The 23058-nt window shown below is 51.8% G+C and carries 20 protein-coding genes; 5 read left to right on the top strand and 15 right to left on the bottom strand.

The features are described from left to right. Positions 1–28: 28 nt before the first annotated feature. From ACFPMF_RS21080 to ACFPMF_RS21040, 9 genes are read right to left on the bottom strand one after another with little or no spacing between them, the layout of a single operon-like run. Positions 29–802 carry a glycosyltransferase family 2 protein gene (locus ACFPMF_RS21080; protein ID WP_379848734.1) on the bottom strand — a complete coding sequence of 258 codons (774 nt, stop codon included), beginning with the start codon at positions 800–802 and terminating at the stop codon, positions 29–31. A gap of 49 nt (positions 803–851) precedes the next feature. Beyond that, on the bottom strand, positions 852–1637 hold the full coding sequence (locus ACFPMF_RS21075; protein ID WP_379848732.1) for a glycosyltransferase: 786 nt from the start codon (positions 1635–1637) through the stop codon (positions 852–854). Positions 1638–1677: 40 nt separating this feature from the next. After that, positions 1678–2988 (bottom strand): T9SS type B sorting domain-containing protein, encoded by a 1311-nt coding sequence (locus ACFPMF_RS21070; protein WP_379848730.1) that lies wholly within the window; start codon positions 2986–2988, stop codon positions 1678–1680. A 16-nt stretch (positions 2989–3004) separates the two neighbouring features. After that, positions 3005–3910, bottom strand: coding sequence for a glycosyltransferase family 2 protein (locus ACFPMF_RS21065; protein WP_379848728.1), 906 nt, complete (start codon positions 3908–3910; stop codon positions 3005–3007). A 24-nt stretch (positions 3911–3934) separates the two neighbouring features. Beyond that, entirely contained in the window at positions 3935–4768 is an 834-nt protein-coding gene (locus tag ACFPMF_RS21060; protein WP_379848726.1) for a PKD domain-containing protein, read from the bottom strand. A gap of 30 nt (positions 4769–4798) precedes the next feature. Further along, on the bottom strand, positions 4799–5947 hold the full coding sequence (locus ACFPMF_RS21055; protein WP_379848724.1) for an acyltransferase family protein: 1149 nt from the start codon (positions 5945–5947) through the stop codon (positions 4799–4801). A gap of 1 nt (position 5948) precedes the next feature. Then, positions 5949–7385, bottom strand: a complete 1437-nt coding sequence (locus ACFPMF_RS21050; RefSeq protein WP_379848722.1) for an MOP flippase family protein — start codon at positions 7383–7385, stop codon at positions 5949–5951. Positions 7386–7397: 12 nt separating this feature from the next. Beyond that, positions 7398–9626: a GumC family protein gene (locus ACFPMF_RS21045; protein ID WP_379848720.1), complete on the bottom strand. Its 2229-nt coding sequence runs from the start codon at positions 9624–9626 to the stop codon at positions 7398–7400. A gap of 11 nt (positions 9627–9637) precedes the next feature. Further along, a complete protein-coding gene (locus ACFPMF_RS21040) occupies positions 9638–10399 on the bottom strand; it encodes a TolC family protein (RefSeq protein WP_379848718.1) in 762 nt (253 codons plus the stop codon). Between the two features lie 445 nt (positions 10400–10844). Here ACFPMF_RS21040 and ACFPMF_RS21035 point away from each other — a divergent pair, with 445 nt between their 5' ends. After that, complete coding sequence (locus tag ACFPMF_RS21035; protein ID WP_379848716.1) at positions 10845–12068, top strand: glycosyltransferase; 1224 nt, start codon at positions 10845–10847, stop codon at positions 12066–12068. 3 nt (positions 12069–12071) lie between these two features. Next, entirely contained in the window at positions 12072–12707 is a 636-nt protein-coding gene (locus ACFPMF_RS21030) for an acyltransferase (RefSeq protein WP_379848714.1), read from the top strand. A gap of 1 nt (position 12708) precedes the next feature. On the opposite strand, the gene ACFPMF_RS21025 is transcribed toward ACFPMF_RS21030, so the two are convergent. The 5 genes from ACFPMF_RS21025 to ACFPMF_RS21005 all read right to left on the bottom strand — a co-directional run bounded on the left by ACFPMF_RS21025 (position 12709) and on the right by ACFPMF_RS21005 (position 18719). Beyond that, entirely contained in the window at positions 12709–13557 is an 849-nt protein-coding gene (locus ACFPMF_RS21025) for a beta-1,6-N-acetylglucosaminyltransferase (RefSeq protein ID WP_379848712.1), read from the bottom strand. Positions 13558–13569: 12 nt separating this feature from the next. Beyond that, complete coding sequence (locus ACFPMF_RS21020) at positions 13570–15285, bottom strand: GMC oxidoreductase (RefSeq protein ID WP_379848710.1); 1716 nt, start codon at positions 15283–15285, stop codon at positions 13570–13572. Positions 15286–15298: 13 nt separating this feature from the next. Then, entirely contained in the window at positions 15299–15871 is a 573-nt protein-coding gene (locus tag ACFPMF_RS21015) for a gluconate 2-dehydrogenase subunit 3 family protein (protein ID WP_379848708.1), read from the bottom strand. 211 nt (positions 15872–16082) lie between these two features. Then, positions 16083–17516 (bottom strand): O-antigen ligase family protein, encoded by a 1434-nt coding sequence (locus ACFPMF_RS21010; RefSeq protein WP_379848706.1) that lies wholly within the window; start codon positions 17514–17516, stop codon positions 16083–16085. 24 nt (positions 17517–17540) lie between these two features. Next, positions 17541–18719, bottom strand: coding sequence for an acyltransferase family protein (locus ACFPMF_RS21005; protein WP_379848705.1), 1179 nt, complete (start codon positions 18717–18719; stop codon positions 17541–17543). 547 nt (positions 18720–19266) lie between these two features. Here ACFPMF_RS21005 and ACFPMF_RS21000 point away from each other — a divergent pair. The 3 genes from ACFPMF_RS21000 (at position 19267) to ACFPMF_RS20990 (ending at position 21228) form a co-directional block, all read left to right on the top strand. After that, a complete protein-coding gene (locus ACFPMF_RS21000; RefSeq protein ID WP_379848704.1) occupies positions 19267–19719 on the top strand; it encodes a response regulator transcription factor in 453 nt (150 codons plus the stop codon). Between the two features lie 67 nt (positions 19720–19786). Next, positions 19787–19990: a hypothetical protein gene (locus ACFPMF_RS20995; RefSeq protein ID WP_379848703.1), complete on the top strand. Its 204-nt coding sequence runs from the start codon at positions 19787–19789 to the stop codon at positions 19988–19990. Between the two features lie 32 nt (positions 19991–20022). Beyond that, a complete protein-coding gene (locus ACFPMF_RS20990) occupies positions 20023–21228 on the top strand; it encodes a glycosyltransferase family 2 protein (RefSeq protein WP_379848702.1) in 1206 nt (401 codons plus the stop codon). Positions 21229–21339: 111 nt separating this feature from the next. Here the strand turns inward: ACFPMF_RS20990 and ACFPMF_RS20985 are convergent, their stop codons facing one another. Next, positions 21340–23052, bottom strand: a complete 1713-nt coding sequence (locus tag ACFPMF_RS20985; RefSeq protein ID WP_379848701.1) for a GMC oxidoreductase — start codon at positions 23050–23052, stop codon at positions 21340–21342. Positions 23053–23058: the final 6 nt, after the last annotated feature.

Below are 23058 nucleotides of genomic sequence, written 5' to 3'. Positions count from 1 at the left end.
TTTTGTGCGCTTGTCTCAGAAGAGGGACTCAAAAAATCAGGTCGAAGTTGTACTTGATCTGCCGGTAGAGCGCCCGGCCCCAGACCACGAAGAAATTGGTGTTTTCGTGCCGCCAGTTGCTGCGCGTGACCGTGCTGGGTTCGTCCTCCGAATTTTTCTGCTCGAACATCGCATTGAAATCCGTCAGAAAAAGCCCTTTTCCGTTGTTCTTTATAAACGAAATGCACATGCGGTATTCGGTCTTGTCCGACTTGATTCCTTCCACATAGCGGCCAAATTTATCCAGGAAATTGCTCCGCCGTAAATGCGGATGATCGCTGTAATAGTAAATCTTGGTATAGTTGGTATACCACGGTTTGTACAGCATTCGCGAAAAACCGCTTTTATAGGGTTCCAGATAGGGATACGGATAATAGGCATAAAACCGGATAATATCCAGGTCTTTCTCCTCCTGCATCATTGCCAACGCGTCGTTAAAATGCGCCGTAAACGCCGGTTTGGGAATGAAGTCTTCCTGCACATACAGCGTATACGGGGTTTTAACGGCCTCCTGCCCCTTATTGAGGTTGTTGGCCAGGCCTTTATTTTTCGGGGTTGTAATGAGCCGGAATGTATACTGTTTTTTCAGCTCCCGGATGGCATTTAAATGATCGGGTTTGCTACCGTCGTCGGACACCACAATGTCGTCGAAAGAGCAGTTCAATTCTTTGAAGGAGCGGAGCAGCCGTTCCAGCGAACCACTACGGTTATAGTGCGTAATGAGGAGGGTAACAGCCGGAAAATGGGTCAAGTGCGGATTCATGTGTGATGAGGAACAAGGCAATTCACTAGAAAAACGCGGGCTAAACGGGCTAATCTTTCAGCAGAGCCAGCTCGAACGTATTTTTGAGAAGGCGGTATTTTAAGTACCACCACCGGGCAAAAAGCAGTACCGGGTGGGTACTTTCCCGCCAGCTCGCCCGGTAGAAGGTACTCGGTTCGGTACTTGAGTTTTTCTGGTCGAATACTTTCGTAAATTCATCGAATAAGAGCCCTTGGCCTTTCTTTTGAATGACCGAAAGACACATTTGAAATTCGGTAACGTTTACATCTTTCCCTTCCACATAACGACCAAATTTTTGCAGAAAATTGCTCCGGCGCAGGTGCGGGTGATCGCTGTAAACATAGAATTTCAAATGGTTGGAGAACCAGGGCGAGGGTTTGAAAACCATTCTCGAAAACCCTTTGCCGTAGGGTTCCGTATACGGATAGGGGAAGTAGGCGTAAAACCGGATGAAATCCAGTTCCGGCTCCTGGTTCATAATGGTCAGCGCATCGTTAAAATGCGTGGCAAAGTCGGGTTGCGGCACAAAATCTTCCTGGACATACAGGGTATACGCCGTCCGGACGGCGTCCTGTCCCTTGTTGATGTTGTTGCCTAGTCCTTTATTTTTTGGCGTAGTAACGAGTTGAAAATCAAGCAATTTTGCTAAGGATTTGAGCTTGTCGAGGTGTTCGGGCTTGCTGCCATCATCCGAAACCACAATGGCGTCGAAGGAGCAGTCCAGATCCGTAAAGGTTCGTAGCAACCGCTCCAGGGAACCGCTTCGGTTGTAGTGCGTAACGAGTAAGGTCACGCCCGGAAAATGATTCTTCATAAGTTGAATAAGTTAATAGAGCTGCCTCCCAGGGCTGCGATCAGCGTACTAAAAGCACCTGGCCGGTTTTAAAATAATCATTTTCAGTCTGGTTCGTATCTGTCGATCGGTAGGTTACTTTCCACGGATAGATACCTTCCGGACACGGTTTTTCCAGGTACGTTCCATCCCAGCGAAAACCGTTGGTGTCCGTTCTGAAAATGACGCTTCCCCAGCGGTTAAAAATGCGCAATTCAAAGATGATATTATCGAAATGGTATACATTCAGGACATCGTTAAAACCGTCGTTATTCGGTGTGAATGAATCCGGTATGTGAATCTGCGGCCCCCGGCAATCGTTCGGATTTCGAATGGTTACCATGAGGGGATTGGAAACCGACTGACAGGGCGTATCCTGCTCTGTAATCGCATTCGGATAGGGGGCGCAGACTAACCGATAATACCGATTTTCCGATTCATGGACCTGCACCAGGTACGAATCAGTAGTTGCATGGATGATGTTGCTCCATTTTACACCATCCGTGCTTTCCTGCCATTGATACACCGGTCGTTCATAACCGCTACCCAGGTCCGACTGAATCAGGTGCTTGCTATTGGCACATCCTTCCAGCGTCGAACTGGCGGTTTCGGTGTAACGAATTGCCAGGACCGGGTGACAGGGCCGGAACTGAATATCGTCTAAGCTCAGGTCGTTGCCACAGCCGCCCGGCCCGTTATTGACGAGCTTTATAACCACCGAATTACCCGTATCGGGCATCGTAAACAGCACCGCGTACCGCAACCACGTTGGCGTGGCAGAACGGCCGATCGAACCGGTATTGATGGTTTGAATGACACTCCCATCCGGTCGTTCAATCTTCATGGTAATATTCGGGTCAAGCGGAGCCGGTTCAATCGGATTGCAGCCGTTGGCTAAAACCGGATTCATTAAATTCAAAACCCAGACCGAAAATTCGTACGTAATGCCGCGGCATAAACCCGTCACGGTATGGCTATAAAATTCCCCCGCTTCGTGCGACGCATTGACGATTAACATGGCCCCGCCCACGTCATTTTCGGTATGGTCTTCGGTAATCGTGTGCCAGGTGGAGCCGAAACAATGGCTCGAATTCGCCAGAATATACTCGCCGTCGCCCGGGCACCGATCCGACACAAACCGGTAGGTCGTTTCGCCCGATTCCAGCGGGCGGGTCACGCTGGTTCCGAACGTTTCGTTGATGATGGCTTCGCCGAGCACCCCGTTGCAGGTTTGCGAAAAACCGGCAAACGCCAGGCCAGTCAACAGCATCGTAAATCGTATTTTTTTACGCCACAAAATGCGCATCAAATACCCCGCAACAAAACGGACCATAGGCGTTTTCAGTAATTCATGACGGGCTTGAGCTCGACCGGGAAACCGGTGCGCCCAGCGTTCGGATGGCTTGCCAGACGCGGGTTGTAAACGCTTTGCCCAGGCTACCGTCGGCCAGTAATCGGCGGTCGCTCGTCCATACCCGGGCCGCCGGATCCGTCACCCGAACCGTTCGCCCTTTTCCTTCCTGCTGCAGCGAGAGCGACATCCAGCCATCTTCGCATTTACCGGACGGGGGCGGTTTAATCCCGGCTGCGACCAGTTCCGCCACCGATCCTTCGCGGCCACTGTCGAGGGCAAAACCGCCTACCGCCAGCGCGTCGGCCCGGCGAAAGGCAAAATTGAACCCGTAGACGTTCATGAACTCCCGGTTCCGGTAGCGAATGTTGTTGGTGAGCTGGGCGGTTTTTTCGTACAGCATCAACGCCAGCCGGGACGAATTCGGGCTGGGCAGAAACGAATAAAGGCCGTAGGTACAGGCGATCTCGGGGTCCTGGAGCGGTTTGGTAATGGCCTCCGCCCAACCCGACGGATACAGGCAGTCGGCATCGGCATTGGCCAGGTAAAGGCCCCGGGCCGCTTCCAGACCGGCCTGCCGGGCAAACGCGACCCCTGGCCGGCGCTCGATAATCGACCGGACCTCGCACTTGTCGAGCAAATCCTGCGTCCGGTCGGCGGAATTATTGTTGACCACCAGTAGCTCGGTCGGCCGCAAAAGCCGCTGATCCGCCAGTGATGAAAGGGTATGCAGCAAATTAGCCTCCTCGTTGTACGCCGGAATGACGATGGAAATCTCGGGCTTATCAACCTTAAACCGGGCCAGCCGGTTACGCAAATCCTGAAGCTGCCCCTTGGCAACATTCTTTGGATTATAGGCAAACGTATGTTTCGAAAGCCAGTCGGGTAAAAGTAGCGTGCTCACGGCTAGAAGGGGCTAAGTTTTCACTCATTGTGGAAGTAATTTCATGCGGCATTCACCGTTTTTAATGGTTATAACACCCGACCACGAACGGCTTTTGGACTGTGCATAAAAACTGTACGTTCCGTCGGTGTTCTGAAAAGTAACATAGCCATCCAATCCGCAGGACGAGGGCGTGCCATTGGCCTGATGGGTGTTGATAACGCCCTGCATGGCGTTGGCAACATAGACTTCAATATCCGAACCATCGCCCCGGCCATTTGTCCAGAACATCACGCTGCCTGAGGTGGGAACGCCGGAGATCGTAACACTCTTGGAAACCTCGTCCGTGCTGTTGGCATTTTTGGCAATTAAGCGAGCCGTATAGATTCCATTGCCTTTGAATTCAATGAGTGGATTGGGTTCCGTGGAGGCCTGTCCGTCGCCAAATTGCCACTGATACCGATCGGCATTCATGGAGCGGTTGGTAAACTGAATCCGGCTGGGTGACCCGTTGATCGGTGCGTAATCAAAACCGGCGGTGACGTATTTAACCAGGCCCCCGATTTCGACACTATTGGAAACCTGATCTTGCCCCACATCATTTTTAGCCGTCAGTACAACGGTATACGTTCCGTCGGTTTTGTATTCGATTTCCGGGGCCTCTTCCGTCGATGCCCGGCCGTCGCCAAACGTCCACTGGTACCGTTTGGCATTCAAGGATTTGTTTGTCAATTTGATTTTTCCCGGCGATCCGGTGATTTTTTCAATCGAAAAATCGGCAACCGGCTGGGGCGTAATAGCGGGTTGACAACTGATCACCAACGAGATCAGCGTAAGTAAAAGCAGAATGTTGTTGAAACGAAAATTCAGGGTATTCATCGGACTAAAACAGTTGTATCAATTCAACGATTAGGGTTGGATGCTGTTGGATATCGGCTTTTTACGGCCCGTAGGTATAGCCTTTATTCCCTTCGTAAACCGCATCTCAATAGTATGGTATGTCCAGCGAGACACGATGTAAATGAGGTAATAATTCAGGAAAACAAGATAAACGTAGGACGAGGGCGGTAAGTTGAGCAATCGAATAAAAACAACATTAAAAAGGCTTAACAGGAGCGTATGGGTCATGTAAATGGAGTAACTATACGTTCCGATATTTTTCAGGAAGACAGATTTTTTTAATACAGCAGAAATAATGCCGCGTTCAAACGAAAAAATAAGAATGCACGCAAAGAATATGAATTCGAAGACGAAGCCGATTTCTTTTAAAACCGTTCCGTTACCAATCATACCGCCTAAGATGCCTAGCGACACAACTTCCGCTATTGAAAAATAAAAAGGATTGCGTTTGCTGAAAGAAGGATAGAGTTGACTGAAAACGAAGTAGCAGACAGAACCGGTGAAAAAACCGATAATAGCCCGCAGAAAACCGTAGTCGAAACTATAATTAATTGCGAACCCGCCCGTGATCAAGACCAGAAGCATCAGGGCCAAAACCGGCAAAGCCGCAAACACACCATATTTAAAGGCCTGCGATCGGGTCTTGTACAAAAGCACCAGCAAACCGCTAAAAAGGACGTAAGAAACCATTTCGGCGCTGATTGACCAACTGGGAATGTTCCAGCTCACATCCCGGATACCCGGAAATTTGACGGAGTTCAGCAGGAACAGCGACGTGAAAAAAGTAAGGACGTTGTTGCTCTCGTTAAACGGTTGATTGATGTGGATATAGCTGGAAAAATATAGTTTTATATTCTCAATAATCAGGAAGCTGAACAGCAGGATGACGTGCAGGGGATAAATTCGAAACAATCGCTTTTTTAAAAAAGAACCTAGCTCAGCGCCATTCGAAATAGTAGGATAACTGTACGTAATTACAAAACCGCTGAGGACAAAAAAGAAATCGACGAACATGTCGGAGTTATCGACAAAACTATTGTTGATCAGGGGGGTGTCGGCGAACGGGGCGAGGTGGAATAAAACCACCATTGACGCAAAAATGCCCCGGAAAATATCCAGAACGTGAAATCGATGCCTGATGGGTTGGTTGTCCGTCATGTTACAATGATTGTCTGAAGGTTCTGATTTCGGGAAGTGAAACTTTATACTTCAGCGTAAGGGCCAGATAAACCAATCCTCCAATCGCAATTTCGACGATGGTATTCACTACGCCCTGATAACCGACCAGCTCTTTATAAGCGAAAATCATGATCACCATCAGCAAACAGAAACTGAGCGGTTTTACAATGTTTTGCAGGAATTCTTTAAAGAAATTGCCAATCAGTGAGTGGGCGATGTAAAAGTTTAGAAAAAGGCTCAGGAACGTAGTCGTTAAATACGAAAGCGCAATACCGGTAACGTGCCAGTATTTTCCGAAGAAATACAGCAATGGAATCTTGATAACCAGGGTGGCCAGATTCAGATAGAACAATAAGTTGGGCTTGCCCTTCGTAAAGGCTAACGTGAAGAGCGGATGCGCCAGGCAGCCGAAGAAACTCTGGAAAACAAAAATCTTAATGAGCGGAATGGTGTTGTCCCAGCCCGGCCCGTAAAACAACGGAACCACGCTTTCGGCGGTGATGAATAAACCGGCCAGCAATGGCAGGTTTAAATAGCTGATAATGTCCAGGATCTTGATGTAGGAATTCTTCAATTCCTGATCATTGCCTTTCATTTTAGCCAGAACCGGATACGCAACCTGTAGAATAATCGGATTGAGTTTATTGATCGGAAAAACCGCCAGTTGATAGGCAATCGTGTAATAACCCAATGGCGTTACCCCCAGCAAACTACCGACAATAATGTTATCGGCATTGCCCTGAATAAAACCGATTAAACCGTCACCCACGTTGAATAAACCAAAGCGCAGGTGGTCTTTAATCAGGCCGAAATTGAAGTAAAAGGACGGTTTGAAATATTTGAGCCCGAGCAGAATCGATAGCACCGTCCGGACCACGTGCATGATCAGATAACCGATGATCAGGGACGTTTCGGCGTATCCGTTATACGCCATCGTAATGGCGATGGAAGTGCCGGTAAACGTACCGATGATTTCGATAATAGCGACCGACCGAAACTGCAGTTCTTTCTGGAGAATGAATAAATAAATCTGGCCTAAATAGTTGATAATAAAGTACAGGGAGGCCAGTTTAATGACTTTGTCCAGCCGAGGCTCGTGGTAAAAAGCCACCACCAGGGGAGAACTGAAATACACGATCAGAAAAACCGTTCCGCCCAGCAGCAGCCCCATAAAATACAGCGACGAAAGCACTTTGGGGTTGCTCTCCTGCTTGGAGATGATGGAGTTGGAAAAGCCTAAGTTGCTGAAAATGAAAAAGAAATTGATGATCAGCGTGCTGACGCTGACCACCCCGAAAACCGAAGGCTCAAGCAGTCGGGCCAGGATGGAAACCTGCAGAAACTGGAACACCGTCGAAATTACGGTGGAAATGGTAATCCATTTTCCGCCACTGATGGCCTGCTGTTTCGTACTCATGCGCTTGATGGGCTACACTATTTTTCCGTATTGAAGCATCCGCTGGTTTTCCAGGGAACGGAGCGTCCGTTGTACCTCGACCGAGTGTTCGGGCTGGGTGGGCCACTGCTGCGCGTCGGCCTTGCTCGGGGCATCGAGGTAGCTGCCATCGACCCGGTTCAAAATCGTCACCACGGCATGGGTGGCAATTTTCAGGAACATTTCGAGTACTTTCCGTTCCGTTCGCGCCCAGATGCTGTTGACATCCGTGACCAGGACCGAAACCGAACTTTGGTTGATCAGGTATACCGGAATCGGGCTGCTGATCAGTGCCGGGATTTCGAGGATGATTCGGTCGAACTGCGAGGCATCGAACTTGGTGTTCTCATCGAACAGGTAATCGATTTCCGTGACGTTCATTAAATCCGACCGGCGCGTGTAGGGGAAAAACGTAACCCCGTCCTGCTCGACCTTCTCCTGGCTATCTTTCAGACGCGGGTAACAATAGGCAACCTGCTGACCCGCTTCGGCATACATCCGGCCTAAACTGTGGGCAATCCAGGTTTTGCCCTGCTTCGAACGCACGCTAAAGAGGGTGATGACCGGCGGATACGGCCTGGTGCCCGACGCCTTGACGATCTCGAAATTAATGGCGTTGCACAACTGCTCGAACATGCTCAGCGCCGTGCGGCCGGCTTTCGAATCGATGGTGAATTTTTTGACGGTCGGGAAAACCGCGGCCACCGGGCGGCCGATCAGCGTTTCGGCCTGCTCCGGCGAACTGATCCGGCGATCGACCCAGTAGCGGATGGCCGTCAGCATCATGGCAATGAAAATGCCAACCCCGAATCCGATGGCAATGAACAACCAGCGTTTGGATTGGGCCTCGTACGGGAAGTTAGGCGGGTCCAGAACGGTCAATGCCCCATCCACCGAAACATCCTGCCGGTGCGTAATGGCCTGATTCAGGTACTGTACCGACGACAGATAGTCTTTTTCGGCCAGTTCGAGTTCCCGGTTGAGTTGCCGCAGCTGCGTCTGCAAGGGGCTGTAGGCGTTCGTCCGGGCCTGGTACTCGTTCATGCGCGATTTGTAGACCTCCAGCCGGGCCGACGACTCCTCAAAGTCGATTACTTTTTCCAGCCACTCGTTCAGTAACGTCCGTTGCGGAATCGCTTCGGGCGAATTTTCGGCCGCCGAATAATTGCGGGCGGTGGCTTTCAGTGCTTCCGAGGCCTGGTCAACCCGGGTTTGCAGGCGGCTGATGACGGTTTGCGGTTGTCCATAGGCCTGCGCATTCACCAGTTGTGTCTGGGCTTCGGTGAGTTCCGCCTGGCGGGTTTTCAGTTCGCCGTTGGCCGCCAGCAAGGCGCCCTGCTGGCCCATGCGCTTGCTCAGGCCGTCCATCGAGGCTTTGGAAGCCCGGTTGCGCATCAGTTCCTTGTTATAATCTTCGGTAAACAACTCGCGCGCAGCGGCCACGTTTTTCGACTCTTCGTCAAAATTCACCACTTTGTGCTGCACGTTGAAGGCCCGAAGTTTGTTTTCGGCCTCGTCCAGTTTCTTCTTCGCTTCCTGCGTCTGGTTTTCGTAATAGTTGACTACCGAATTGGTTTCCGACGTTTTCAGGGTCGTATAACGCTGGTTCAGGATCGAAATGGCGTGATTCAGGGTTTGCTGCGCCACCGCCGGATCGTCCGATTCATATTCCATATCGAGCATGTCGCTGGGAGCCCGGCGGGTTGCTTTCAGGTTCTTCCCGATCGTTCGGATCGAGCAGTAGGCATTCGATTTCAGCACTAAATACTGAACCGGATTGTCGGTCACCGAGCGCGACAAGCTGTCGATCCGCGTGAAAAGGGTCGCCTGATCCGCGTTTTTAAGGAGCGATTGGCGGAGATTTTCGGGAATTGCCTTCCGGATTTGCTGAAAACCGGGGGGCGACAGCACCTTACCATCCGGTTTAGCGAGGGGCAGGTGTTGCACCAGGAGACGAACCGCAATCTGCCGCAGGGTTTCCTGCGAGTTGAGCGTCGTGAGCAGGTTTTCGAAAGAAGCCGCGGAGTGGTCGACGAAACCGGCCTGCTGGTCCGAAAGCAGGGAATAACCGGAGGCCAAACCGGTATACAAGGTGGCCTCCGATTTATAAATCCGGACTTCATCCTTGGAAAAGTAATACACGGAGCCCGCCGTTAGCAGGGGAATCAGGATAAACCAGAGCGCATGCTGCTTCAGGAGACGTAAAAATATCCGTGGTGTCATTGAGTCCTGGGTTATTTACGTTTTAACTGGTGAAGCGGAACCCCCACCATAATTTCGAGATAGTAGACATTTTTCAGAAATTCGCCCTTCGCCTGTTCGGTAATGGTCTTTGTCTGGGTGTAGCCATTGCTGGCTATTGCCAGGCTTTTCGGATCGAGCCGGCCCTGCTGGGAATCGGCTTCGGCAATCCGATACACCGCAAAAGCCGCCTGTTCGTCCTGAAGCCGCACTTTCAAGACCCGTTGCGACGTCATCAGATCTTGATAAACCGTCACCAAATCCTTTTTGAGTTGCAACTCGACCGACTCTTTTTTGACCAGGGCTGCCTGATAATTGGCCTTGGCCTGCCGGATCTTGTGGCTCCGGCTGAACAAATCGTACAAACTGAGCTGAAGGCCGACGCCGGTTCGGTACCCGTTGGCAATTTGTCCCAGGGCATCCGCCCCGAACGAGGTATTCGACAGAATGGCCTGATTTCCGAAGGAATAGTTGGTGAAACCGGTGGCCGACTGTAAAATCGATATTTTGGAAAGTTTATAGTCCGCATTCTGGGTAACAACGACTTCGTTCTCGTACCGGATCAGGGGCGATTTGGAGAGCGCAATGCGGAAGATTTCGTCGAACGGTAACAACTGCACCGACAGGTCCTGCGTCACATCGAGATACAGCGTATCATTGGCGCTGGTGACGGCCTGCTGTGCGGGTGTCGGAGGGGTAACAGCCGGGGTCTGTCCGTATAGATACGGCGAAATAAATAGACAATAAAAAGGCAATAGGATGACTTTTCGGCCTGTCGTCGCCAATAAATCCAATAATCGGGCTATCATCTCAAAAAACAACCGTTCCAGGCTTTCAAGTTACTATTAACAGAGTATAATTAGCAAAAATAATACCACGATGCCGACTGCGGTTTCAGCCCTTCTAGGGGGGGCTGGCCAACGGATGTCATTGTAAAGAATTGATAATGTTCGATTTAAAAGCGTATTTTTACCAATTTGGTAGGGCGGAACCCGTCGATTTTTATTTTTGCCTATTTTAAACACACAGAGCAGAATAATTTATCAGACCTTAGCTCGGAATTGTTTTACAGCCCGGAAATCAAGCATACTATTTGCTGTGGTATCGGATGGAACCGGATAGGGAGCTGTAATTATCAGACAATTTTAAGAATAAAACACGAGGATTTTATCCGAAGTTATACCCGTATTTCCCCAAGTCATGAATAAACCGTCTGGCAGAACCAATTTTGTCATCACCTCCCGGCAACCGTGGGAAGAAAAACAACTGGGCAGTAACATCCGGGATATGGCCCGCACCTTATCCGAAACGCACCCGGTGCTGTTTGTCAACGAACCCCTGGACTGGTCGTCGCGGTTTTCCAAAAAATCGGAGCGGGCGCAACGGCGGGATGAGTTTATTGCCCAAAACGGGGGGCGTCATTTGATTGAGGCCCAGAAAAACCTCTGGGTTCTGTCGCCCAAAAACCTGCTGGGATCGATCAACTGGCTTCCGGATACGGGACTTTATGACTGGGCCAACCGCTATAACGGTACGATCCTGTCAACCGAAATCCGTCAGGCCGTCAGCGAGTTAGGCTGGAAGTCGTTCGTGCTCATCAACGACAACGATATGCTCCAGGGCTTTTTTCTGAAAGAACTGCTCAAACCGGCGGTGTATGTGTATTACCTGCGGGATAATTTTCTGGCGGTCGATTTCTGGAAGCGGCACGGTGCCCGGCTGGAACCGTTGCTGATGAGCAAGGTGGATCTGGTTGCCAGCAATTCCCTGTACCTGGCCAGGCAGGCGGCCCGCTACAATCCGAATTCGGTCTATGTCGGCCAGGGGTGTGACCTGAAAATGTTCGATCCGTCGGCCATCTCCGAAATTCCGGCTGATCTGGCCGCAATCCCCAAACCCCGGATCGGCTATGCCGGAGCGCTGACCGGTTTACGGCTGGATGGCGGGCTGATTGAAACGGTGGCCCGGCAACGGCCTGACTGGCAGGTTGTTCTGATTGGCGCCACGGACGATTCATTCCCGACCGAACGGCTGAACGCGTTGCCCAATGTCACCTTCCTCGGCGCCAAAACACCCGGCGAGATTCCGGCTTACCTGGCCGCGATGGATGTGCTGATCAATCCGCAGGTGCTGAACGAAGTCACGATTGGCAATTATCCCCGCAAGATTGATGAGTACCTCGCTATGGGAAAACCGGTGGTGGCCGGCAAGACGGAAACGATGGCGCTTTTTGACCAGCACGTGTACCTGGCCGAAAATGCCGAGCAGTTTATTGCCCGTATCGACGACATCCTCAACGGCAAAGTCCTGTCGTCGCCGGCGGAGCGGATTGCCTTTGCCTGGGAACACACCTGGGAAAATTCGGTGGGAATGCTGACCGATGCCATCGATCAATTGCTTGTCTCCCAGCCCCAAACCACCTGATTCATGGCTAAAAACCGCATGAAAGATTTTATTGCCCGGTACCCACAAGTCAAGCAATTGGTTCACTGGCTGCTGATTCCCCGGCACGAAGCCCGGCCCCGGCGGTGGGTCAGCTGGCTGGTCAATCCGTTTATTCACCAACGCCACCGGACCTCCCGGGTTCGGTCGTCGGTGCGGCTGGATGTGCTGCCCTTCAATCCGTTTGCGCTGGGCGCGCGCAGTGTGATCGAAGCTTTCAGTGTGGTCAATAACGGGGTTGGACCGGTAATCATCGGGGATCGCTGTACGGTCGGGATCGGATCGGTAGTGATCGGGCCGGTAACGATTGGTCAGGATGTCATTATCGCTCAGCATGTTGTGTTGTCGGGACTCAATCATTCGTACGAAGATGTCAGCCGGTCGATTCGGGAGCAGCCCGTCATTACGCGACCCATTGTGATTGAGGATGAATGCTGGATCGGGGCCAATGCGGTGATTACCGCCGGAGTCACCATCGGACGGCATTCGGTGGTGGCTGGCGGGAGTGTGGTCACGCGGAATGTTCCCCCGTATTCGGTAGTGGGAGGGAACCCGGCCCGCTTGCTGAAACATTACGATGTCAACGAAAAAGCCTGGGTAAAACCGGCGGTGCAGGTATAGCTCAGACGGTCAGAAACCGGGTGTCCAGCCTATCCATGATTTCGGCATCAATGGTCGGATTGAATTTGCGGGCAAATAGCTTGCCCGACTGCCGCAGGGCGGTTTCGTCGCTCATGGTCAGCGTTTTCGGACTGGCCTTCTTCTCCGACCAGTCGATGTAGCGGAGGTTGTCGTTCGTCATCGCCGGTCGAAACGGCGAATTGTACAACAGGGTCTGGAAAACCAGCTCATCACACCCCCAGCTTAGTTTGAAAAACCGGGTAACCTTCGGGTGCTTTTCCAGGTACAACAGGATATACTTAACGGCTTCCCGGGTAATGGTAAACCATTGCGAGCGGCCCATGAACGTGAGATTTTCGGGCGGTTTTCGGTCGGGCATGATCCGGTTCAGCCATTTTTCGACCGCAAATTTTCCGGGAAAGGAATAATCGACCAGGTGGTATTTTTTCACGCGCGGAATTGCTTCCTGCCATTCGTCTTCCACCGACAGGTACTCCATAAACTCCGTTCCGGCGTGTTTTTCCAGATAAGCGTGGATAAAATCCGGTGCTTTCAGCGGATAATCCTGACCACTCAGCAGATTCACATACGTGTATGGTTTGCCCGACGCCACAATTTGCTCAAAACCGTTCAGCGTGGCCTGCACGATGCTGTAAGCTCCCCAGGACACTTTTTCCCGGTTTTTAACCAAGTATACATTAGGCCGTTGGGTCAGCATCTGAAACGGAGCCAGGTCGGTTTTTCGGTCAATATGCAGGTAAAAGTCCGCGTCCGGGTGCTGCAACGCCCCAATCAGCCGGTCGAGCTGCTCGGGCTGGGCGTGGGCCAGAATCAGGTGGGCGAGTTTCATGCGCCGGTGGGGCTACAGGTTAAGTTTGTTCAATTCCGAAACCGCGTGGGCGCAGGCGCGGGCGGTCAGGGCCATGTACGTCAGCGAAGGGTTCTGACAGGCGGCTGAGGTCATGCAACTGCCGTCGGTGATGTAGACATTTTTGACGTCGTGCATCTGGTTGAATGCGTTGAGAACCGAGGTTTTGGGGTCGCGGCCCATGCGGGCGGTTCCCATTTCGTGAATGGCCGAACCCGGCGGCTGATCGTAATAGAATTTCTCCACGTTCTTAAAACCGGAGCGTTCGAGCATTTCGGCGGCACTGTCCTTGATGTCCTCCCGCATGTTTTTCTCATTTTCGCGGTACGTGAAATGGACCCGAACCAGCGGTAAACCCCATTGGTCCCGCTTCGAATCATCGAGCGTCACCTGGTTGTCGAAATACGGAAGGGTTTCGCCCCAGGCACCCATCACCACGTTCCAGGGGCCGGGTTTGGTCAGCGTCTGTTTCAGCGATTCGCCGAAACCGGCCGCCGACCGGAACAGGTCGCCCCACTCGGCGCGTTCCCCCCGGCCCTGATACCCAAAGCCACGGAGGTAGTCCTTGTGTTGCGTTTCAGGGCTGATGTTCCGAAACCGGGGAACGTAAAAACCGGTGGGTCGCCGGCCGTTATAGTACTGATCCTCAAAGCCTTCGAAGATGCCCTGGGCGCCCCCCATCATGAAGTGATCCATCAGGTTGTGCCCAATCTGGCCGCTCGAATTGCCCAGGCCGTTCGGAAAGCGGGACGAAACCGAGTTGAGCAAAATCGAGGTCGTGGCAATCGTGGATGCATTCAGGAAAATGATGCGGGCAAAATAATCGGTTACCTCGTGCGTAATGGCGTTGATGACGCGCACGCCAGTCGCCCGGTTTTTGTGCTCGTCGAACAACACTTCGGCCACGATCGAATCGGGTTGCAAGGTCAGGTTTCCGGTCGCGGCTGCTACGGGTAGCGTCCCGGAATTGCTGCTGAAATACCCCCCATACGGGCAGCCCCGGTTGCAGAGGTTGCGGTGCTGGCAGGGACCCCGCCCGTTCCAGCCCCGGGTCAGGTTGGCCACGCGGCCAACGGTAATCACCCGGTCTTTGTACTGCCGGCTCACCTGCTGCTTCAGGTGTTTTTCCACGCAATTCAGATCCATCGGCGGCAAAAACTGCCCATCCGGAAAGTGAGGTAACCCTTCGGCCTGCCCGCTGATGCCCACGAATTTCTCGACGTAATCGTACCAGGGGGCAATGTCCCTGTACCGAATGGGCCAATCGACCGCCAGGCCGTCTTTGGCGTTCGCTTCGAAATCGAGTTCGCTCAGTCGGTAACACTGCCGCGCCCAGGTCAGCGATCGTCCGCCCACCTGATAGCCGCGAATCCAAGAGAACGGTTTTTCCTGAATGTACGGATGTTCCTGATCGTTGACGAAAAAGTGCTTGGTGGCTTCGTTGTAAACCGGGCAGCTGCTTTGGACTGGGTTTTGCTCGCGGTCCTGCTTGACGCTGCTGAGTCGGTACGGAAACTCCCAGACGTTGGTTTCCGTGGTCGGGTAATCAACGATGTGCCGGACATTCCGGCCTCGTTCCAGCACCAGCGTTTTCAATCCTTTCTCACAAAGTTCTTTGGCCGCCCAGCCGCCACTGATGCCCGAGCCAACAACGATGGCGTCGAAGGCAGGTGCTTTTTGTCCTTGGCTATTATTATGGATGGGAATCATGCAGCAGGTCAGATTAACGGATGGCCCAGGCTTTCTGGCCGGGTTGGAGTGGGACGCAACCCTGATAAATGCCGGGCGTAAAGACGTAAGCCAGCGCCTGCGTGGCACCAACCATCGACGTAAAGTAACCGATGCAGGTATATTCTTTCAGGGTCGTGAAAAACGAATTGCCAATCAATTTGCGCTGCACTTTCCCGGGAATGCCGTCGAACGGTTTGCCGTCCTGCTCGAAATGGCGCATGATTTCATTTTGCTGTTCCCGGCTGCATTTTACATACGGTTTTCCGAAGTGTTCGAGGCTGTACGGATCAATGGCTTTCAGCCCGTCGATAAACCGGTTTTGCGACGGCGTCCCCGTATTTTCGAGTACCATCTTCAGGACGAATTCAGGAACACCGGCTTCGATCGCACCCGGCGTATCGGTCGTTGGAATAATCGTTTCCGTTAAGGCAGCCAGGAGGTCTTTCTGGCGGTGGATATAAATCAGATCAGGTCGTTTGTACCAGTTGATCCATTTAAAACCACTGATGGCCATACTGCCAGCTCCTAATAAGGCTATTCCCCAGAGGGCTTGGCGACGCTTCATAAAGGTAGATCGATCAATCGTTAAGGGTATTAGAGTTTAGGTTTTTATACATGGGCAACCGAAAAGCAAATCGATCACGGTTTACTTGGTTGTAAATCAGGGTACTGTGCTCGCGTCTCTGGTCTTTTCTCTTCTCTTCTCTTCTCTTCTCTTCTCTTCTCTCGTTTACGATCACGGGTTAAAACCGGAATACCGAAAAACCGCATTCCGGTCAGCTTTTATCCCACCGATTGCAGGTGGTAAAGACGAGAGCATTGATGTATAGCATGGCACTGGTCGGAAACTGGCCCAGAACCGGATTGGAATACCCCATGACCGCAATACCGACGAAAACCGATAACATGCCCCGCATCAGCGAGATCAGTTGCGGATCTTTCAGGTGCCAGATGCGGTAGACGCCAATCGCAATGAGGCAAACCAGCATGCCGATGTAGATGGACAACCCGACTTTTCCGGTTTCGATCCACAACTCCACATACCAGCTATCCGGCGAAATCCGGGCGGCCCAGTGTTCGGGCGAAAACCGCTGGCCGGTGTCGAGGGAGGTCCCAATCCCGGCACCGAAAGGCAAGTCTTTCAGGTGATTGGCGAGCTTGCGCTGGTTTTTCAGCCGCAACAGAAACGAGGCATCTTCCATCGGATTCAGGGCCGTCCGCATGCGTTGAATCTGGTAGTTGCCGCTGCCCACGGTGGTGTATTTCAGCATGAACAGCAACGGCAGGGCCAGACAGAGACCCAGGGCGATCTTGAGGAGGTCGCGCTTCATAAACAGGTAAAAACCGTAGCCCGCGATCAGCACGAAAAGAGCACTGCGGGTTCCCGACACCGCGTAGCCCCAGAAATAAATCATCAGCAAAACCGCAAAGCCGATTCGGCGCGCCAGCGTGTCCGACTCAAAAATCCAGATCATACACAGGAGCGAAACAGCAGCCATTTCGGCCCCGAACTGCGAGGCATCCGTGTAAAACGAGAAGCTCCGCAGGTGCCCGAACAGGATGTGCGTTTCGGCGGCTCCCGAATTGAGCCAGATCATTTCGGCGGTTGTGAGGCCGATATACTGTTGTTTGAACGCCCAGAGGGCCGCCAGCACCGACCAGGTGAACCAGGTCCGCAGGATAATCTTGAAATCATTCCGGGTGATTTCGGTGAGCAGAATCGTACAGGTAACGATGAAAAAATGGAGCGAAAACGAGCGGGCGTGGAAAAACCAGGCGGGGCGGTAAGGCGATTCCGGGTTGAAAATTTCCATGACCGTGTAAAACGTCCAGAAACCGACCAGGTAAAACGCCGGATGGTGCAGGTTTTTCCAGGAATACCGCCGGCTGTTCAGAAGCAGACTCACGACCGTCAGACCCAGAATGCCGTCGATGATTAGTCCGAACGGGATGCTGATGGGCAAAAACCGGGCGAGGGCGTTGACCAGAAAAATCAGTTGCACGTAGACCATGAACCCGAATTTGGGATCGGCCAACATCGCCCCAACCAGCAGCAGCCCCAGTGGCATAGTAATGATCACGGCCGGCGCCAGTACGCCCAGTTTGGCAATCAGAAAACCGGAACCCAGCGCAATGAGGGTTCCGAGCAGGCTATACAGCCAAAACCGTTTCTGAACGTGGGATGATATGGACGACACCTGATTCAACATGGTACGGCTTCGAGTGCCCCGGCATTATTTGGAATTAAAGACGGTGGGTACGGAATTTTCGATCGGAATGGCCTCCGTAGGCGCTGCGCTGGCGGTATTGTCACCGCTGATAACTTTTGAGAATTTGAGTTTGGCTTTGATAAACCGGCGTTCAAACCATTCGTAGGAAGCAGCCGCCAGCAAGATGGTGAGCAAAATACTCGCACTGTAGAGAAACCAGTTGTTGCCGGGAAAAACCGGTTGCAGCAGCTTGAAGGCGATCACGATGGCAATCATGTGGTACATATAAATGCCGAAAGAAATCTTCCCGAGGTAGTGCAAAACCGGGTGTTCGAGCCGGATCAATGTCTGTTTATTGGCCGCCAGATTCAGAATGATCACGGCAAAAAGGCAGGCGTAGGTTTCCTGATGCAGGTACGGAATTTCAACGCCCCGAACGATCAGGAAGATCGTCAGCCCGTAAACCGCAGCCTGAAACCAGCGATTGAATAAAACCCGGAGGATCCCTTCGCGCTGGTAAAAAAGTGCCCAGGCAATCACCCCGCCGATGGCCATACAGTCGACGTTAAAACTGTTCCAGAACCTGGTTAAAAAGCTGATACCTCCGTTGTTAAGGCCAAGGACGGGGAGCAGCAACAGGCCAAATTTGATGACCAGATAAACGGTAATTGTACCCAGCGCAACGCGCAGGGGATCACCGATCGTTTTCATCAGCAGCGGCCAGAAGGCGTAAAACTGTTCTTCCACGCCAATCGACCAGGTTTGGTTGATGTGCGGGATCGGTGTCGCAACCAGGTTGGGGAGAATCAACAGGAGTAAAACGACTTTGATGGCAAAGCTACGGTGGAGTAATTCGGAGTAGATTGGAATGTCAAAAAACGGGATATGCGGCAAGACAAAGAGCCCCAAAAGGACGATCAGGTAGTATAACGGCCAGATTCTCAGGATGCGACGCAGGTAAAAATGCTTGATGGCGATGGTGCCTGTAACCCGCTTTTCCTGCAGAAGAAGGTAGGTAATCAGAAAACCGCTCAGGACAAAAAAGAGGACAACCCCCAGTTTTCCAATCAAATCGACGAAGGGCAAATGCCAGTAGTTCTCGACCTTGAAAATCAGCTTGATTTGCTCAATATGGTGAACGATCACCAGGAGCGCAGCGATGAATCGGAGGCCATTTAAATTCGGGAAGTAAACTGCTCGCATTGTGCCGGAATGAGTTTACATGTCTGCCGTATCAACATAGCGGTAACATGTCATAAATCACCCCAGATAAACATCACATATCGTGCCAAGTCCGTCTGATAATTGCCGGGAAGTGGTTAAAAACGAACAGAACGGGTAGAAATACGGAGGATTTCGGCGTACTCGGATACGTAATTTGCATTCGTTTACCCGGTTTTTTGAGTAGTTGTACAATCGTTTTTCAATATCTGCAAAAATAAATACACATTTTAGTTTTTTCTTTAAAATTAAGTATTCTATCTTTGTTGCATTGGTTGAGGATCTGAAAAGTAGAGCCGATAGACGATCAAGATTCGGTTTGTAGTTTCCTGTAAATCAATGTTTTAGTTTTGTGGATTGTCGTCGGTGATGAAGCTTTTTACATTCTTGCCGTGGTAAAGTAGTAACGCTTCAGGCGCTTTTTGTTGAGTAGTAAAATAAGGTATTATACTTATTAAATATTTTTTATTATTAAGTATTTGTAGGTATCGTAATATTTTCCCTTGCAGAAACACAAAAAAAGTCCATTATGAGCTTTCCTAAGTTGAACCTGTTAATTGTGGAGAATAACCGATTTCTGGCGAATGTGCTTCAACAGACCCTGGCGACGGAATTTAGCATTACCGTGGCTGCTAATGGGTTTGAAGCCATGGCGTTACTGGAAAGAGGGCTGAGTGTTGATTTCCTAATTACCGATCTGAAGCTGCCGAAGTTCGACGGACTGGAGCTTACCCGTCTGATTCGGAACAGCATCCGGTATCAAACGTTACCCATTCTGATGCTTTCGGATTCCGAGGATAGTGGAGCCCGCATTGATTGTCTGGAGAGTGGCGCCGACGACTGCATGCCCAAACCCTTCAATCCGTTTGAGGTACAGGCTAAAATCCGGGCCATGCTTCGCCGGTCGGGCAGTCATTTTCCCCGCGCTGCCAGCGTATCAAGCCACTTCTTTCCCGGTTTATATTCGTTAAACCTAAATTGAACGGCCGCGTTCGTTCAGGGTATTATCAGACTTTTTTTCTCTTTGTTTTCTTGGTCCTACCTTTTAAATGCTGCCCCAAAGATTTACTGCCGGCGAAACCGGCAGTAAATCTTTGGGGCATACTTTCGTAATTTGGCCGAAATTTGGCCGAATGGTATATTATTTGCTGTCAGATGGTCATCAATCTGATGGTTATGAAGAAAGCCAGATCGAAGAAATAACACCTGTATTTCTGGATACTTTTAAAATTATCAGACAAATTGATGGCTGAATTGATTTGTTTCGCGATAATTTTATTGTTTCATGGATATTCTGGGCTATCTGGTCATCCTGCCAATTAGTATCTACCTTGTTTTTAATGTGGTCTATCTTGCCATCTTTGCCGTCGCCGGATGGTTTGGCGGGGGAGATGATAGTCCGATAAAGCAGCCCGTTTCCCGCATCCGGCGTATTGCCGTGCTGGTGCCTGCCTATAAGGAAGATACGGTCATTCTGGAATCCGTACAGGCCAACCTGCGGCAACTGTACCCCGCCGATTCCTACGATATCTACGTCATTGCGGACTCCTTTCGTGCCGAAACCCTGGAGAAGCTTTCGCACTTACCGGTGAAGGTGCTGGTCGTCAGCTTTGAAGAATCGACCGTCCAGAAGTCCCTGACCAAAGCGCTCGAGAGGTTACCCGTTGGGCAGTACGATATCGTTGTTGTCTCGGATGCCGATAACCACATGGCTCCCGATTTTCTGGTTCGCATCAATCAGGCCTTCGACAAGGGCTGGCGGGCCGTACAGGGGCATCGGGTAGCCAAAAATACCAATACCAGTGTGGCGGTTTTTGACGCCATGAACGAAGAGGTATTGAATCATATTTACCGGGGGGGGCAGCGGGCGCTGGGACTGTCGTCGTCGTTGATTGGATCGGGAATGGCCTTTGAACCGGCTACGATGAGACGGCTGATGGGACAAATCCGGTCGGTGGGTGGTTACGACAAGGAACTGGAAATGTTGCTGTTGCTCGAAGGCATTCCGATTGCCTACCTGAAACAGGCCCTGATTTACGACGAAAAGGTACAGAATCTGGAAGTTTTCGAACGGCAGCGAACCCGCTGGATTGCGGCCCAGGTGCACTTTGTAAAACTCTTTTTTAGCGAGGGGATTAGACAGCTTTTCAAAGGCAATATGCACGCTTTCAACGGTTTGCTGAAGGCGTTGATTGTTCCCCGTATCCTGTTTTTAGCATTTTTATCGTTTGGGACACTCGTGGGGCTGGTTATCGGTAATCCGCCGGTTTTTCAGTTTTTTGGGGTGCTGCTGTTGACGCTGGTGCTGACGATGCTGATCTCCATTCCGGGATCCCTGTGGCAGAAAATCTCGCTCCGCGACCTCCTGACGTTCCCGATGCTGATTTTTCGAATGATCCGTTCCCTGTTGAAAATCAAAACCGCCAGCAAGAAATTCCTGCATACCCCCCACGGCGAAAGCTCCCACGGGTCGGCGGGCGGTTCTGTCTAATGGGTGTCAACGTTGAACCGTTGAAGGCTTGATTTATAACAAGAAAAACCGCTGATTTTCAGCGGTTTTTCTTGTTAGTCCACGGGCTAACAGCGCAATATGGGTCACCCGTTACAGATTCTTTTTCTTCATTTCCTTCACCGCGTAGTCCGCAGCCCGGGCCGTGAGGGCCATGTAGGTCAGCGACGGGTTTTGGGTCGACGTTGAGGTCATCGATGCGCCGTCGGTGACGAAGACGTTCTTGCAATGGTGCAACTGACTCCACTTGTTGAGCATCGATGTTTTGGGGTCCTTGCCCATCCGAACTCCGCCCATTTCGTGAATGTCCAGCCCCGGATTCCGTTTGTCGTCGCGGACACGAATGTTCGTAAAACCGGCGGCCGTGAACATTTCCGTCATTTGCTCCTGGTAATCCTTGACCATCTTATCGTCGTTGTCGTCGTAGGCGATCGAAATTTTCAACTGCGGAATCCCGTATGGATCTTTCAGGTCTTTGTCGAGCGCCACGTAATTGGTCTCTTTCGGGATCGTTTCGCCCATCATGTGCGAGCCGACGCTCCAGCCGCCCAGTGTCGGATTGGCGAGGCTGTTTTTCAGGTCCACGCCAAAACCGTCCTGATTGGTCCGTGAGATCCGGTTGGCCGAAAAACCGGCCGCATAACCCCGCAGGAAGTCGGTTTCCTGCTTGTAGACGTTGCGGAACCGGGGAATATAAGGACTGTTGGGCCGCCGACCGTCGGTGGTCGAATCCAGAAAACCGTCGTATTCGCCCGAAATCCCGGCGCGGTAGTTGTGGAAAGCTACGTATTTGCCGAGCACCCCACTGTCATTCCCCAGGCCGTTCGGGAACCGGCTGGAGGTCGAATTCAGCAGAACAAGGTTTGTGTTCAGGGCGGCTGCATTGACAAAAATGATGCGGGCGTAAAACTCGATCATCTGCTTCGTCGTGGCGTCGATCACCCGCACGCCGGTGGCCTTGCCTTTTTTCTCGTCATAGATGATCGAGTGAACCACCGAATGGGGCCGTAGCGTCAGTTTGCCGGTTTTAGCCGCCCACGGAAGGGTCGATGCGTTGCTGCTGAAGTACCCGCCAAACGGACACCCCCGCTCGCAGAGGGTCCGGTGCTGGCATTGCGCCCGGCCCTGTTGCAGGTGAATGGGCTGCGGTTTGGTGATGTGGGCCGCCCGGCCTATAATGACGGGGCGGTCTTTGTATTTGGCCGCCATCTGCTGGCTGAAGTATTTTTCGACGCAGTTCCACTCGTGCGGGGGCAGAAATTCACCGTCGGGCAGCGTGGCCAATCCGTCTTTGTTGCCCGTAATACCGGCAAACTTCTCGACGTGGCTATACCAGGGCGCGATGTCGGCGTAGCCAATCGGCCACTCCACCGCAAAACCGTCGCGGGCCGGACCGTCGAAATCGAGCTGACTCCAGCGCTGCGTTTGCCGCGCCCAGAGCAGGGATTTTCCACCTACCTGGTAGCCCCGAATCCAGTCGAACGGTTTTTCCTGGATGTACGGATGTTCGGCATCTTTGACGAAAAAATGCGCCGAGCCTTCGTGAAAGGCGTAGCATTTGCCAACAATTGGGTTTTCCTGCCGGATTTTCAGCGGGAGTTGGCCCCGGTGATCCATTTCCCAGGTATTGAGCATGGCTGTCGGGTAGTCCGTAACGTGTTTGACGTCGCGGCCCCGCTCCAGGACCAGTGTTCGTAATCCTTTTTCGGTCAATTCTTTAGCCGCCCAGCCGCCACTGATTCCGGAGCCGATCACAATGGCATCGTAGGTGGTTGCTTTTACGGCATCGATTGCAAAATTTGCCATAGGTTA

It is taken from the genome of Larkinella bovis (assembly GCF_042655385.1).
In the GTDB taxonomy this organism is placed as follows: domain Bacteria; phylum Bacteroidota; class Bacteroidia; order Cytophagales; family Spirosomataceae; genus Larkinella; species Larkinella bovis.
This window is presented reverse-complemented; position numbering and strand designations above follow the sequence as displayed.

Bases quoted from the DNA above. Each gene is read 5' to 3' on its own strand.
- ACFPMF_RS21000 (WP_379848704.1), top strand. From the start codon at position 19,267: ATGAGCTTTCCTAAGTTGAACCTGTTAATTGTGGAGAATAACCGATTT.
- ACFPMF_RS21080 (WP_379848734.1), bottom strand. From the start codon at position 802: ATGAATCCGCACTTGACCCATTTTCCGGCTGTTACCCTCCTCATTACG.
- ACFPMF_RS21055 (WP_379848724.1), bottom strand. From the start codon at position 5,947: ATGACGGACAACCAACCCATCAGGCATCGATTTCACGTTCTGGATATT.
- ACFPMF_RS21035 (WP_379848716.1), top strand. From the start codon at position 10,845: ATGAATAAACCGTCTGGCAGAACCAATTTTGTCATCACCTCCCGGCAA.
- ACFPMF_RS21010 (WP_379848706.1), bottom strand. From the start codon at position 17,516: ATGTTGAATCAGGTGTCGTCCATATCATCCCACGTTCAGAAACGGTTT.
- ACFPMF_RS21030 (WP_379848714.1), top strand. From the start codon at position 12,072: ATGGCTAAAAACCGCATGAAAGATTTTATTGCCCGGTACCCACAAGTC.
- ACFPMF_RS21005 (WP_379848705.1), bottom strand. From the start codon at position 18,719: ATGCGAGCAGTTTACTTCCCGAATTTAAATGGCCTCCGATTCATCGCT.
- ACFPMF_RS21025 (WP_379848712.1), bottom strand. From the start codon at position 13,557: ATGAAACTCGCCCACCTGATTCTGGCCCACGCCCAGCCCGAGCAGCTC.
- ACFPMF_RS21015 (WP_379848708.1), bottom strand. From the start codon at position 15,871: ATGAAGCGTCGCCAAGCCCTCTGGGGAATAGCCTTATTAGGAGCTGGC.
- ACFPMF_RS20985 (WP_379848701.1), bottom strand. From the start codon at position 23,052: ATGGCAAATTTTGCAATCGATGCCGTAAAAGCAACCACCTACGATGCC.
- ACFPMF_RS21020 (WP_379848710.1), bottom strand. From the start codon at position 15,285: ATGATTCCCATCCATAATAATAGCCAAGGACAAAAAGCACCTGCCTTC.
- ACFPMF_RS21045 (WP_379848720.1), bottom strand. From the start codon at position 9,626: ATGACACCACGGATATTTTTACGTCTCCTGAAGCAGCATGCGCTCTGG.
- ACFPMF_RS20990 (WP_379848702.1), top strand. From the start codon at position 20,023: ATGGATATTCTGGGCTATCTGGTCATCCTGCCAATTAGTATCTACCTT.
- ACFPMF_RS21075 (WP_379848732.1), bottom strand. From the start codon at position 1,637: ATGAAGAATCATTTTCCGGGCGTGACCTTACTCGTTACGCACTACAAC.
- ACFPMF_RS21070 (WP_379848730.1), bottom strand. From the start codon at position 2,988: ATGGTCCGTTTTGTTGCGGGGTATTTGATGCGCATTTTGTGGCGTAAA.
- ACFPMF_RS21060 (WP_379848726.1), bottom strand. From the start codon at position 4,768: ATGAATACCCTGAATTTTCGTTTCAACAACATTCTGCTTTTACTTACG.
- ACFPMF_RS21050 (WP_379848722.1), bottom strand. From the start codon at position 7,385: ATGAGTACGAAACAGCAGGCCATCAGTGGCGGAAAATGGATTACCATT.
- ACFPMF_RS20995 (WP_379848703.1), top strand. From the start codon at position 19,787: ATGCTGCCCCAAAGATTTACTGCCGGCGAAACCGGCAGTAAATCTTTG.